Here is a 12,654-nt window from a genome sequence, read left to right as displayed (position 1 = left end):
AAACAGCCCTTCAGTCTCAATTCGTCTCAGCCGGCGACTCACTGTCGGCGGCGTCATCATGATGTGCGTCCGGTTCGGCGGAATTACCGCCAAAGCCTTGATTATCTTCGGCAAGATAGTGATTCAGGCGCGCGAGCAAGGGGGCAAGCCTTTCGGCCGATGCCCGGTCGGTCAACGCCAGATGCACGACATTGTCGCGGCCCAATGCCACAGACAGGGCCGCGCGGTCCAGTGGCAAGGTGTCACCCTTTTCACCACTGCCTTCGGTTTCCTTGCCTACGCGCCAGGCCTGATCCAGCTTGCGATTGCCATCATCGCCCGCATCGGCCGCATGGGCCAGCCATACGACACGCCCCATGCGCGCATTTTCGGCAATGCGATCAGAGCCTACCAGCAAGCGCCCGCTGCGCATTTCCAGCCCCAGCCGATCGGTGAAGGCGCGGGTCAGCGCCGCTTCGATCTTTTCCGGCAGGTCATCGGGAATGGCAATTTTCGCGCCTTTATAGGCCCGCGCCAGAGCGCCCTTCAGCTTACCCTTGGCAATCGCCTTTGTCAGTTCGTCCTTACGCACACCGATCCACGCCCCACGCCCTGGCGCCTTGGCCAAAGCATCGGGTGCGATAAAGCAGGCCCCATCCGGTCCTTCGGGCGAAATCGCCAGTCGGATCAGCGCATCGCGCGGGGCCACCTCGCCGGAAAGGATGCATTTCCTTTCCGGCCCGGCGTCAGCGATGTCGGCGCTTACGCGTTCATTGCGAGGAATCCGCATCGGCGGCCTCCTCATCAGTGAACCAGTGAGCACGGGCGGCCATGATGATCTCATTGCCCTGCTCTTCGGTCAGCCCATATTCGCCCAGCACACCGCCGCGGCTCACTTCTTCGCGCTTTTCATCGCGCTTGTCGTCGCGGTCGCGCTTGTCATTGCGGCGGCGCTGGTCATTGACGCGCTTCTTGGCGATCAACTCATCGGTGGCCAGATCGGCCAGATCGTCGAGCGTCTTGATCCCCGCCTTGCCCAGCGTCACCAGCATGCCTTCGTTGAGATGCGGCAGTTCAGCCAGCGCATCTTCAACGCCCAGAGCGCGACGTTCCTGACGGGCGGCCTCTTCGCGGCGATCCAGCGCTTCCTGCGCGCGGTTCTGCAGCTCTTCGGCCAGTTCCTCGTCAAAGCCTTCGATCTGCGCCAGTTCGGCGATTTCGATATAGGCCACTTCTTCCAGCTCGCTGAAGCCTTCGGCCACCAAGAGCTGCGAGAGGGTTTCGTCGACGTCCAGCTCTTCTTCGAACAGCTTGGACTTTTCGGCGAATTCCTTCTGACGCTTTTCGCTCGCCTCGGCCTCGGTCATGATGTCGATCTGACGGCCAGTCAACTGGCTGGCCAGACGCACGTTCTGGCCACGGCGACCGATGGCCAGCGAGAGCTGATCGTCGGGAACCACAACCTCGATGCGGCCTTCTTCTTCATCAATCACCACGCGGCTGACAGTCGCGGGCTGGAGAGCGTTCACCACAAAAGTGGCGGTATCTTCGCTCCAGGGAATGATGTCGATCTTTTCGCCCTGCATTTCCTGCACGACGGCCTGCACGCGGCTGCCCTTCATGCCGACGCAGGCGCCGACCGGGTCGATGCTCGAATCGCGACTGATCACGCCGATCTTGGCGCGCGAACCGGGATCGCGGGCGGCGGCCTTGATCTCGATGATGTTGTCGTAGATTTCAGGCACTTCCTGCGCGAACAGGCGCTTCATGAAATCGGGATGCGCGCGGCTCAGGAAAATCTGCGGGCCACGGTTCTGACGCTCAACCTTCAGGATCAGCGCACGCACACGCTCGCCCACGCGGGCGGTTTCGCGCGGGATCTGCTGATCACGGCGGATCACGCCCTCGGCGCGACCAAGGTTGACGATCACATGGCCGAACTCGACCGACTTGATCACGCCCGTGACGATTTCGCCCGCGCGGTCCTTGAACTCGGCATACTGACGGTCGCGCTCGGCATCGCGCACCTTCTGGAAAATGACCTGCTTGGCGCTCTGGGCGTCAATGCGGCCAAGGTCCACCGGCGGCAGCGGGTCGACGATGAAGTCACCGATCTTGGCGTCCTTCTGCAGCTTTTCAGCAGCCTTCAGATCCACCTGCTTGAAATAGTCATCGACATGCTCGACCACTTCGACCACGCGCCACAGGCGCAGATCGCCGGTGCGCGGGTCCAGCTTGGCGCGAATGTCGTTTTCGGCGCCATAGCGGTTACGGGCCGACTTCTGGATCGCTTCTTCCATTGCCTCGATGACGATCGCCTTGTCGATCATCTTCTCGGTGGCAACAGCCGTTGCAATCGCGAGCAGTTCGGCGCGGTTGGCGGAAATCGCACTGGCCATAATCAGTCTTCCTGCGTTTCGGTTTCTTCGTCGATCTCGTCGAATTCTTCGTCAAGTTCGATGGGTTTAGAGGCAGCCAGCAGGCGATCGGTCAGCACCAGCTTGGCGGAATGAATATCAGCAAAGGGGAAGGACACGCGGCCGGACTTTTTATCCTCCAACGTGATCACCTCGCCTTCAAGAGCGATCAGATTACCCACCACGCTCTTGCGATTGCCATCGACAGGAACGGTCAGGTTGACCTTGGCCTCATGGCCGATCCACGCGGTAAAATCCTTAAGCCGCGTCAGCGGGCGGTCAATACCGGGCGAACTGACCTCAAGGCGATAGGCTTCCTCGATCAGCGTCTCACCCGCTTCTTCCAAAGCGTCAATCTTGTCCGAAATGCGGTGCGAGAGCGCGACACAATCGCCGATCACCAATTGCCCGGTTTCGGGGCGCTCGGCCATAATCTGGAGCGTATACTCTTCATCGCCCACATCGGATTTGCCAAACAGAATCACGCGCACAAGATCCAGGCCAAGGGCTTTCACCTCGGGTTCGACAATCTCGGTAATGCGCGCGATATTGGCCATGTAAGTTCCTGTAATGAGCGACAAGGTAGCGAAGCAGTTTCGCGCCGGCCCCTTCCGGCGCCAGCCCCGCTTTGCTTCACAATGTCGGGATTGATCGGGCCTTTACGCCTGTTTGGCCGCGAATGCAAGAGCCACGCAACGACTATTGCTTTCGCAATTCCCCCAGGCACGCACGGCGGCACAAAAACAACCAGCACCCGCCAATCGATGCGCCAAAAGGAACCCCACATACAAAGAAAAGCACATTGATCCACAAATCGGCATTCCAGCCAAACAAGATGGCCCAGAATGCCGCTGAAATGGCGCCCCCACAAAGGCCCGCATACACCACGGCAAGCAAGCCCGATTTTCGCGACATCACATCATTTTGAAGCCAGTGCACCGCAGGCCAACCTAAAACCACCGCCCCGAAACTGGCCAGCAGAAGACCAATAATCTCCACAAGGATGAAGATCGGGCCTAACCCTAAAAGATCACGCCATGAGAAGTCGTCGAACGGACCGAAGCCGAACATCGCAGCCAAAAGAATGAACAGCAACCAGACCAACAGACCGACATGAAATCCCATTGGAACGGCGAGCACCAACATTGCCGGTCCAGAAAGCACATCGCCGTCTCCGCCAGATTGGCCCCTCATCCCTTCACCCACCCGTCATCCGTCGCCTGCGTCAGCCACACCCCGCTGCCCAGCATCAGCTCCGCCCGCGCCAGCACATTTTCCACCGCCAGCATGGCCGCGCTGCGCCCCGCAAATTCGGCCAGAGGCGCCTGTTTCAGCCCCATCTGCTCGATCACGCTGGCGTGCGGAATCACGGGCCAGTCGGGATGGGCCTCGACAATCTCGCGGTGCATCGCCTTGCGCCGGTCCACCATGGACAGAACCGGCAACACGCCGGGCGCCTTGCCGCCGCGCTCGGCGGCCAGATGATCCTTCACCTGCTCCAACGTGCGCATCGCCAAGGGCGCGGGCAACAAAGGCACCACCAGCAGATCGGCGGCGCGGAAAATCTGGTCCGAAATCCCGCCCAGACCCGGCGGGCAATCCACCACGATCCGGTCATAATCGGGCGAAAGGCTCTCCAGCAGCTTCTTCAAACGCTTGGGCTTGTCATCGGCCAGATCGCTTTCGAGATGGCGCAGCGACAGGTCCGCAGCGATCAGGTCGAGTTCGGGCCAATTCGTCGGTACAATCGCATCGGCGGGATCAGCGTCGCGGGCGAATATCTTCTTGGCTTTCGCCGCCGCACCTGACTGCCCCAACAGGAACGCCACCGCCCCCTGCGCATCAATATCCCAGATCAGCGTCCTCTTGCCGGAAACCGCAAAGCCATGCGCCAGATTGACCGCCAGCGAGGATTTCCCCACCCCGCCCTTCATACTGTAAACCGCGATCACCTTGCCCATGCGCCCGCCTTTCTACCTGAAACCACAGCCTAAGCCCGCAAAGGTGACATCCGCAAGTCAAAGCCCGCAAGTCAAAGCAGATGATGCTTTCGCATGGTGTGCCGCAATTGGTCATAGGTCACGCCCAGAGCCTTTGCGGTCTGGCGCTGATTATACCGGTGGCGGGCAAGAGCTGCCTCGACAATCGCTTTTTCATGGGCATCGACCGCCCCGCGCAAGTCACACACCCCGGCCAGATCGCCGGCCATCACTGCGGCGGGCGGCGCGTCATTGTCGGCAGCGCGCAGGGATTGCGTCGGCTTCCAAGGCGAATCAAAGGGGTCGAAGGTGATATCGGCAATTGGCGCATCGGGCGTATCGCTGCGATAGACGGCGCGCTCGATCACATTGCGCAATTCGCGGACATTGCCGGGCCACTGATACTTCTCCAGCGCCGCCGCCGCCGCCCCGGTGAATCCCGGCCAGCGGTCCCAACCCATCTCGCTGGCCATACGCCGCCCGAAATATTCGGCTAGCACCAGGATGTCCCCTTCCCGCGCGCGCAATGGCGGCAGGGTGATGACCTCAAAACTCAATCGGTCGAGCAAATCAGCGCGAAACCGCCCTTCACGCGCCATGCGGGGCAGGTCTTCGTTGGTGGCCGCGACAATGCGCACATCCACCCGCACCGGGCGCGAGGCCCCGATCCGCGTCACCTCGCCATATTCGACCGCGCGCAACAGGCGCTCCTGCGCCCCCATGCTCAGCGTCCCCAATTCGTCGAGGAACAGAGTACCGCGATCCGCCTCCTCAAACCGCCCTGCACGCGCCCGCGTCGCGCCGGTAAAGGCCCCCGCCTCATGCCCGAACAATTCCGCCTCGATCAGCGTTTCGGGCATGGCCGCGCAATTGAGCGTCACCAAAGGCTCATCCCAACGCATCGACAGGCGGTGGAGACGTTCCGCGATCAGTTCCTTGCCCGTACCCCGCTCACCAATCACCAGAACCGGGCGACGCAGGGGCGCGGCGCGACTGGCGCGCTCCACCGCATCAAGGAAAGCGCCCGATTGGCCAATGAATTGCGTGTCGCGCTGGGCGTGTTGAGGAGACAGGGCCATGACTTTGCCTATCCTTGGTGAAATTTCCCGAAGGTTGGCAAAAATCACAAAATCCGTCAATCCGCGCCATCACAAAATGCCGGAAAAATCGGGCTTTCCGCAAATTGGCACGCCCCATGCAATAACCTAGGCATGACCGAACTTTCGCCTCTCGACCCACACTTTCATGCCGACACCCCCGGCATGATCGGCGCATCGCCGACACAACCGATGCGCAACCCCCAAACGGGTCTGGCGAAGGGCGGGCCGGAGGGCCAGTTCACCCGCTTTTCGGGTGATGATCGCGCAACGCCCCTGCGCGATGCGGCACTTCCCCCTCCGGCCCGGTTTTTTTCACTTCAGGATTTCTCGAAAGGCTTCAGCAAGCTAGAACGGGAAATCGAGAAACTGCAATCCAATCCATCATCGGGAGCAAGCCGCATGGGCATTTTCAGCCGCACCCGCGACATTATCGCCGCCAATTTCTCCGATCTTCTGGAAAAGGCCGAAGATCCTTCCAAGATGATCCGCATGATCATCCTTGAAATGGAGGAAACGCTGGTCGAAGTGCGCGCGTCCGCCGCCCGCACCATCGCCGACCAGAAGGAAATGCGCCGCCATATCGCCAAGCTCGACCGCCTTCAGGCCGATTGGGGCGAAAAGGCGCAGCTTGCCCTGTCCAAGGACCGCGAGGATCTGGCCCGCGCCGCTCTGGTGGAAAAACGCAAGGCTTCGGACATGGCCGATCAGTTGATGTCAGAAGTCGCGGTGCTGGACGACAGTCTGCGCGCCTTTGAAGCCGACATTGAAAAGCTGCAAACCCGCCTGCGCGAGGCCCGCAGCCGCCAGACCGCGATTGCCGCCCGTCTGGAAAGCGCGGAAAACCGGGTCAAGCTGCGCACCTTGCTGGCCAGCGAGCGCGTCGATGAAGCCATGGCGCGTTTCGATGCGCTGGAGCGCCGCGTCGATTATGCTGAAGGCCGCGCCGATGCCCTTGGCCTTGCCGACAATGCCAAGCCCAGCCTTGCCGACGAAATCGCCGCCCTCGCCTCTGGCGACAAGGTGGACGAGGAACTCGAAGCCATGAAGCGCGCTTTGCGCAAGGAGGGCTGAGGCCATGGAAAGTGGAGATGTCGTGGGCCTTGCCTGCGTGGTCGCGCTGTTCATCGGCCTGCCTTGGGTGATCCTGCATTACGTCACCAAATGGAAAACCGCCGCAACGCTGACCACCGATGACGAAGCCTTGCTGGAGGAACTCTATCAATTGGCCCGGCGGCTGGATGAACGGATGGATACGGTCGAGCGCCTTGTCGCTTCGGAACATCCCGAATTTCACCCCGCCGTACCCCAATCCAGTTTTTCTGGGCCCAACCGCGAAATCGACAACCACCCGCTGCGCGAGATTGAACGTATGCGCGCCCGCTCTTCCGACAGGAGCATCCGATGAACCCGATCCACACCCGTTTTTACCGTGACAAGGCCAATGGCAAGTTCATGGGCGTTTGCGCCGGGATTGCCGATTACACCGGAATTGACGTGCTTTGGGTGCGGATCGCCACGCTGATCCTGCTCTCCATGAGCGGGGGCACCGCTTGGCTGGTCTATTTCGGCATCGGTTTCCTGGCCCCTAACAAGCCGCGCGAATTGTACACCGACCGCGAAGAACAGCGCTTCTGGCAGGGGGTGCGCCAATCGCCGGGCCGCACCACCCGCGAGGTCCGCGCCAAGTTCCGCGATCTGGACCGCCGGTTGGCCGCTGTGGAGGACTATTACGTCTCCTCTAATCCGCGCCTGTCCGAAGAGATTGAAAAGCTGCGCTAAGCCGCAGCATCAGGGGGAATTTCCATGTCTGCTGGCACCATTGGCGCGCTGATCCCGATCGTCGCGCTCTCGATCCCGATTGTCGCGATCTGGACCAAGCACAAGACGCGCATCGCCGAAATGCAGATCCGCGCCACCGCCGATGACACCGCCGAACGCGCCGCGCAATATGCCGCCAAAACGCGCGAGTTGGAAGAACGGGTCCGCGTGCTGGAACGCATCGTCACCGACAAGGGCTATGACGTCGCCGCCCAGATCGAGGCCCTGCGCGACACCCGCGCCGTCGAAGATTACCGCCGCGATCCCCTCAACTGATCTCTCGCCGGAGCCAGTGTCATGAATTTCTGGGAAGCCATTGTTCTGATCGTCATCATCACGTCGGTCGCGAAAGTGTTTCAGGCCGGGCTTTACAGCCGGTCGGGCCGGGCGCGCCGCGTGACCATCGATGACAAGGGCAAGCAGACCATCATCGAACATGCCGACAATGCCGAAGCCGACATACGCAATCAGCGGCTGAGCAGCGAAGTCGAAGAATTGCGCGAACGCATCAAGGTCTTGGAACGCATCGCCACCGAGGACCGCAAGGCCCGCGATCTGGCCGATGAAATCGAATCGCTCCGTCGATAAGCGGGGCCGATAGAAGGGTTTGAACCGATGTTGCATGATTTTCTTCACAACCTCGCCCCGTTGATGTGGACCGGCATCGCCATCACCGCCATCACCCTGCGCCATCGCCGCAAGTTGGCCGCGATCCAGTTTGCCGACACGCCCCGCGCGCCCGAAAGTGATTACGAGGTCGAACAATTGCGCGAACGCATCCGCGTGCTGGAACGCATCGCCACCTCATCCACGCTTGAAACCCGCAGCGCAGACAAGCTTTCGGCCGAAATCGAAGCCCTGCGCCACCAGTAATCCGGAGCTTTACCATGGACAGCCTGACCCTGCCCGAACTGGCCTCCGCCCTGACCGCCATTGCCATGATCAGCATCGCCCTGTTGCGCGGCTGGTCGGGATGGCTTGGCCTGAAACACCGCGAACTTGATCTGGCGGCCAAGGCCGAGGAACCGGCACAGCCCTCGCCCACCCAGCGGATCGAGATGGCGGACCTGAAAGAACGCCTGCGCAAGCTGGAAGCGATTGCCGCCGGGGTTGATTTGTAAGGCCCATGGGCGCTATCGCAGCATTCATGCGCAGCCTCTCCGATATTGCCGAGGAATATGAATTCCTCGAAGCCGACGAACGTTACCGCCTGTTGATCGAACTGGGCCGCGAACTGGACCCGATGCCCGACGCGCTGAAAACCGACGCCACGCTGGTGCGCGGATGTTCGGCCAGCGTCTGGGTCTATCCGGTGGAACAGGGCGACCGGCTGCAATTCCTGGCCGATTCGAATGCAGCGATCACCAAGGGCATCATCGCGCTGGTGTTGTCGGCGGTTCAGGGCAAGCCCGCCGATGAAGTCGCCGCGATGGATATTGCCGAGGCTCTGGCGCCGTTTGATCTGAAAAACCAGCTTTCCAGCAACCGGACCCAAGGCGTGCCCAACATGATCGCGCTGATCAAGGATCACGCATCGCGGCTCGCGGCGGGCTGATCGGGGATGCGCCGCCACCTTTATCAAGCGGGCGGCCTGTTCTTTGTTGGCCTCGGCATTGTCGGGGCTTTCCTGCCCCTGTTACCCACGGTGCCTTTCCTGTTGCTGGCGCTGTTCTGCTTTGCCCGCTCGAACCCCGCGTGGGAACAGCGCCTGCTCGACCATCCAACCTATGGCCCGCCCCTGCGCCAATGGCGTGAACGGCGCGCGATCCCGCGTAGGGCCAAGAAGGCCGCGCTGTTGGCCATGGCGGTGTCGGTGGGGATTACGGCGTTTACCGCTGGTTGGCCGTGGGTGTTGATCCCGGTGGGGGTGATGGTTTTGTCCGGGTCGTGGATTTGGACAAGGGCTGAGTAGAAGGATAGATGCGAGGGACTCGTCCCTCGCGCTCTCATTACTGTCTTCGTTGAGCCATGGGATCGGCATTGTGTGTCGGACGCGCCGTTTGCAAAATTAAAGCCTGCGGCGCCAACGAAATGCGCCGCAGGCTTTAATCATTTCAACACAAGATCTCAGATCAAGCCCCAATAATGGGATTGCAAAGGGACCGAGTCCCTTTGCCCGCCGGAGGCACCTTGCCCCTTAAACCAACCGCGCCTGACGCAGCGCAGCCCCGATGAAACCGGCAAACAGCGGATGCGGCTCGAACGGACGGCTCTTGAGTTCGGGGTGAAACTGCACGCCGACGAACCATGGATGATCGGGACGCTCGACGATTTCGGGCAGCAGGCCATCGGGCGACATGCCCGAGAACACCAAACCGCCCTGTTCCAGAGCTTCGCGATAGTGGCTGTTGACTTCGTAGCGGTGGCGGTGACGTTCGCTGATCGTCTCGCTGCCATAAATCGCCGCGACATGGCTGTTGCCGGCCAGCTTGGCTTCATAGGCGCCGAGGCGCATCGTGCCGCCAAGATCGGTTTCGCTGGTACGGGTCTGAAGGCCCTCTTCGCTCATCCATTCGGTGATAATGCCCACAACGGGGTCGGTCGTTTCGCCAAATTCGGTCGAGGAAGCATCGGCGATTCCCGCCGTGTTGCGCGCGCCTTCGATACAGGCCATCTGCATGCCGAGGCAGATACCGAAGAAGGGCACCTTGCGTTCACGGGCAAAGCGCACCGCCGAAATCTTGCCTTCGGTGCCGCGTTCGCCAAAACCGCCGGGCACCAGAATGCCGTGCAGAGGTTCGAGCGTCGAGACGATCTCTTCCTCATCCTTTTCAAAGATTTCGGCGTCGATCCATTTGATATTGACCTTGACCTTGTTCGCAATGCCGCCATGCACCAGCGCTTCGTTCAGCGACTTATAGGCGTCCTGCAACACGACATATTTGCCCACCACGCCGATGGTGACCTCACCCTCGGGGTTGGCATAAGTCTTGGTCAGCGCCTGCCAGCGGTCGAGGACCGGCTCGGGCGCGGTCAGGCCGAAGTGATGCAGCACCGCATTATCCAGCCCTTCGGCGTGATATTGCAACGGCACGGCATAGATGTTCGGCGCGTCAAGGGCCGGGATCACCGCCTCCTTGCGCACGTTACAGAAGAGCGCGATCTTGCTGCGCTCGTTCTCAGGCAATTCCTGTTCGCAACGGCACAGCAGCACGTCGGGCTGAATGCCATAGGACGTCAGTTCGCGCACCGAGTGCTGAGTCGGCTTGGTCTTCAGCTCACCGGCCGCCGCAATGTAGGGCACCAGCGTCACGTGGGCAAAGCAGGTCTGCTCACGGCCCAGTTCGTTGCGCAACTGGCGAATCGCCTCGATGAAGGGCAGGCCTTCGATGTCGCCCACCGTGCCGCCGATTTCGCAAAGCACGAAATCGAGATCATCGGTATCCGCCTGGGCGAATTCCTTGATCGCGTCGGTCACATGCGGGATCACCTGAACCGTGGCACCCAGATAGTCGCCGCGGCGCTCCTTGGCGATGATCGTCTGATAGATCCGGCCAGAGGTGATGTTGTCGCTCTTGCGCGCCGAAACGCCCGTAAAGCGTTCATAATGCCCAAGATCGAGGTCCGTTTCAGCGCCGTCGTCGGTCACAAAGACCTCACCGTGCTGATACGGGCTCATGGTGCCGGGGTCGACGTTGAGATAGGGGTCGAACTTGCGGATGCGGACCTTAAAGCCACGCGCCTGCAACAAGGCGGCCAAAGAAGCCGCCATCAAACCCTTGCCCAGCGAGGAGACCACGCCGCCGGTGATGAAAATATACCGCGCCATGGGATTTGCGCCTTACCTTTTTCGAACCATCAATCCAAGCGCGCAATGCACGCCAGCGATAGGCAATCCACAGTCCTGTTCAATACCGCGTTAAAACGGCAGCAGGCGGTCATACCCAAACGCCAACCACCCCACCGCGAATGCGGCAGGGTGGCTGACACAATACCACAAAATTACTTCTTGGCCGCTCCGGCCAACGGATCGGCCGGAGCCGGCACCGCAGGGGCCGCGACGGGCGCAGAAACGGTGCGATCGAGCGAGGTGTCGACCTTCTGGTTCGACGCGCTGGCCACGGCCATGGCCGCCAGAACGATCGAGAGGCCGACAAAAATCGCGGCCAGAACGCCCGTCGCACGGGTCATGAAATCGGCCGCACCGCGCGCCGACATAAAGCCCGACGGGCTGCCGCCAACGCCAAGCCCGCCGCCTTCCGACTTCTGGATCAGGATCACCACGACCAGCATGGCCGCGACAATGGCCTGAAGCACAATAAGGAAGATGAACATGAAGCGCGACTCTCGACATGGTGACAACCGCAATCGGCATGTCACCGCATGAATGGAATGGCGCGCATCTAGGCGCGAGAGCGATGAGTTGCAAGGGGGTGCTTCCCCCCTGCCCCAAAACTGAATAGACGAAATTTAGCCTTCGACCAGCATGGCGGCGGCATAGATGATGGCCGAAAAGCTCTCTGCCGTCAGACTGGCCCCGCCGACCAGAGCGCCGCCGACCTCGGCAACGGCCAGCAATTCCGAGGCATTGCCCGCATTGACCGAACCGCCATAGAGAATGCGAACGCCCTTGCCCGCTTCGCCATAGATCGCGATCAGGTCACGGCGGATCGCCTGATGCATCGCGGCCACATCCTCAACCGAGGGTACGCGCCCCGTGCCGATGGCCCAGACCGGCTCATAGGCCACGGCCAGCCCTTCGGCATCACCTGCGGGCATCGAGCCGTGAAGCTGGGCGGACACCACCGATTCTGCCTGACCGGCATCACGCTCTGCTTCGGTTTCCCCGACACAAAGGATCACCGAAAGGCCCGCCGCGCGGGCGGCAACGGCCTTGGCCTGAACATCGGCATTGCTTTCGCCATGCAGGCTGCGCCGCTCGCTATGCCCAACGATGGTGAAGCGCGCACCGGCATCCTCCAGCATCACGGCCGAAATGTCGCCGGTATAGGCGCCGTTGGCCTTGGCGTGGACATCCTGACCACCCACGGCCATTGCTTGGGCTTCTTCGGCCATCGTGTGGACCAGCGTAAAAGGCGGCGCGATGCCGACATCCACCGCCGGATAGCGGGCCGCAGCGCGATCAATCGCGCGGGCCTCGGCCAAAGTGGCGCGCAGGCCGTTCATCTTCCAGTTGCCGACGATATAGGGCCGCAAAGCCATGATCCCTTTGTCCTTCCTAAGCGCGTGACCCCATGCAAACCCCAAAAGGTTCGCCGGCCACGCTTCCCCAGCATGCGTATGCGCGACTAGGCCAAGGAGGCCGCTTTTGTCAAAAGGCATGGGCACGTTAACCACCAAAAACACACAGGCGCGACATTGCCGCACCACAGACAGCGCTGCCTGACCTGCGAAAATTTG

The 12,654-nt window shown here is 61.2% G+C and carries 19 protein-coding genes; 10 read left to right on the top strand and 9 right to left on the bottom strand.

Annotated elements, in window-relative coordinates:
* Window positions 1-16: 16 nt before the first annotated feature.
* The 6 genes from AC2S2E_RS10280 to pspF all read right to left on the bottom strand — a co-directional run bounded on the left by AC2S2E_RS10280 (window position 17) and on the right by pspF (window position 5,454).
* The gene (locus tag AC2S2E_RS10280; protein ID WP_476102458.1) at window positions 17-769 is read right to left on the bottom strand and encodes a DUF448 domain-containing protein; all 753 of its coding nucleotides are present in this window, start codon (window positions 767-769) and stop codon (window positions 17-19) included.
* The gene (gene nusA / locus AC2S2E_RS10275; protein WP_476102460.1) at window positions 750-2,378 is read right to left on the bottom strand and encodes a transcription termination factor NusA; all 1,629 of its coding nucleotides are present in this window, start codon (window positions 2,376-2,378) and stop codon (window positions 750-752) included. The genes AC2S2E_RS10280 and nusA overlap by 20 nt, the downstream gene beginning before the upstream one ends.
* Before the next feature lie 2 nt (window positions 2,379-2,380).
* Window positions 2,381-2,953 (bottom strand): ribosome maturation protein RimP, encoded by a 573-nt coding sequence (rimP, locus tag AC2S2E_RS10270; protein WP_486522250.1) that lies wholly within the window; start codon window positions 2,951-2,953, stop codon window positions 2,381-2,383.
* A gap of 142 nt (window positions 2,954-3,095) precedes the next feature.
* Window positions 3,096-3,542: a hypothetical protein gene (locus AC2S2E_RS10265; RefSeq protein ID WP_486522249.1), complete on the bottom strand. Its 447-nt coding sequence runs from the start codon at window positions 3,540-3,542 to the stop codon at window positions 3,096-3,098.
* A gap of 44 nt (window positions 3,543-3,586) precedes the next feature.
* A complete protein-coding gene (locus AC2S2E_RS10260; protein WP_486522248.1) occupies window positions 3,587-4,357 on the bottom strand; it encodes a ParA family protein in 771 nt (256 codons plus the stop codon).
* Between the two features lie 71 nt (window positions 4,358-4,428).
* Window positions 4,429-5,454: a phage shock protein operon transcriptional activator gene (pspF, locus tag AC2S2E_RS10255; protein WP_486522247.1), complete on the bottom strand. Its 1,026-nt coding sequence runs from the start codon at window positions 5,452-5,454 to the stop codon at window positions 4,429-4,431.
* Here pspF and AC2S2E_RS10250 point away from each other — a divergent pair.
* The 10 genes from AC2S2E_RS10250 (at window position 5,453) to AC2S2E_RS10205 (ending at window position 9,205) form a co-directional block, all read left to right on the top strand.
* Window positions 5,453-5,584: a hypothetical protein gene (locus tag AC2S2E_RS10250; protein WP_486522246.1), complete on the top strand. Its 132-nt coding sequence runs from the start codon at window positions 5,453-5,455 to the stop codon at window positions 5,582-5,584. The two genes, pspF and AC2S2E_RS10250, sit on opposite strands and share 2 nt — an antisense overlap.
* Before the next feature lie 248 nt (window positions 5,585-5,832).
* Window positions 5,833-6,546 carry a phage shock protein PspA gene (pspA, locus tag AC2S2E_RS10245; protein ID WP_476103061.1) on the top strand — a complete coding sequence of 238 codons (714 nt, stop codon included), beginning with the start codon at window positions 5,833-5,835 and terminating at the stop codon, window positions 6,544-6,546.
* 4 nt (window positions 6,547-6,550) lie between these two features.
* The gene (pspB, locus tag AC2S2E_RS10240) at window positions 6,551-6,880 is read left to right on the top strand and encodes an envelope stress response membrane protein PspB (RefSeq protein ID WP_486522245.1); all 330 of its coding nucleotides are present in this window, start codon (window positions 6,551-6,553) and stop codon (window positions 6,878-6,880) included.
* Window positions 6,877-7,254: an envelope stress response membrane protein PspC gene (gene pspC / locus AC2S2E_RS10235; protein ID WP_476102476.1), complete on the top strand. Its 378-nt coding sequence runs from the start codon at window positions 6,877-6,879 to the stop codon at window positions 7,252-7,254. The genes pspB and pspC overlap by 4 nt, the downstream gene beginning before the upstream one ends.
* A 24-nt stretch (window positions 7,255-7,278) precedes the next feature.
* Entirely contained in the window at window positions 7,279-7,569 is a 291-nt protein-coding gene (locus AC2S2E_RS10230) for a hypothetical protein (RefSeq protein ID WP_476102478.1), read from the top strand.
* A gap of 21 nt (window positions 7,570-7,590) precedes the next feature.
* Entirely contained in the window at window positions 7,591-7,881 is a 291-nt protein-coding gene (locus AC2S2E_RS10225; protein ID WP_476102480.1) for a hypothetical protein, read from the top strand.
* A gap of 27 nt (window positions 7,882-7,908) precedes the next feature.
* Complete coding sequence (locus tag AC2S2E_RS10220; protein WP_486522244.1) at window positions 7,909-8,166, top strand: hypothetical protein; 258 nt, start codon at window positions 7,909-7,911, stop codon at window positions 8,164-8,166.
* Window positions 8,167-8,180: 14 nt separating this feature from the next.
* Window positions 8,181-8,414 (top strand): hypothetical protein, encoded by a 234-nt coding sequence (locus tag AC2S2E_RS10215; RefSeq protein WP_476102485.1) that lies wholly within the window; start codon window positions 8,181-8,183, stop codon window positions 8,412-8,414.
* A gap of 26 nt (window positions 8,415-8,440) precedes the next feature.
* The gene (locus AC2S2E_RS10210) at window positions 8,441-8,848 is read left to right on the top strand and encodes a SufE family protein (protein WP_172339248.1); all 408 of its coding nucleotides are present in this window, start codon (window positions 8,441-8,443) and stop codon (window positions 8,846-8,848) included.
* Window positions 8,849-8,854: 6 nt separating this feature from the next.
* Complete coding sequence (locus AC2S2E_RS10205) at window positions 8,855-9,205, top strand: YbaN family protein (protein WP_476102487.1); 351 nt, start codon at window positions 8,855-8,857, stop codon at window positions 9,203-9,205.
* Window positions 9,206-9,430: 225 nt separating this feature from the next.
* Here the strand turns inward: AC2S2E_RS10205 and pyrG are convergent, their stop codons facing one another.
* The 3 genes from pyrG to tpiA form a co-directional block, all read right to left on the bottom strand.
* Window positions 9,431-11,062: a CTP synthase gene (pyrG, locus tag AC2S2E_RS10200; protein WP_476102489.1), complete on the bottom strand. Its 1,632-nt coding sequence runs from the start codon at window positions 11,060-11,062 to the stop codon at window positions 9,431-9,433.
* A gap of 173 nt (window positions 11,063-11,235) precedes the next feature.
* Complete coding sequence (gene secG / locus AC2S2E_RS10195; RefSeq protein WP_486522243.1) at window positions 11,236-11,568, bottom strand: preprotein translocase subunit SecG; 333 nt, start codon at window positions 11,566-11,568, stop codon at window positions 11,236-11,238.
* A 135-nt stretch (window positions 11,569-11,703) separates the two neighbouring features.
* Complete coding sequence (gene tpiA / locus AC2S2E_RS10190; protein WP_486522242.1) at window positions 11,704-12,456, bottom strand: triose-phosphate isomerase; 753 nt, start codon at window positions 12,454-12,456, stop codon at window positions 11,704-11,706.
* Window positions 12,457-12,654 lie beyond the last annotated feature (198 nt).

The organism is Novosphingobium sp. 550D (assembly GCF_057401885.1).
This window is presented reverse-complemented; position numbering and strand designations above follow the sequence as displayed.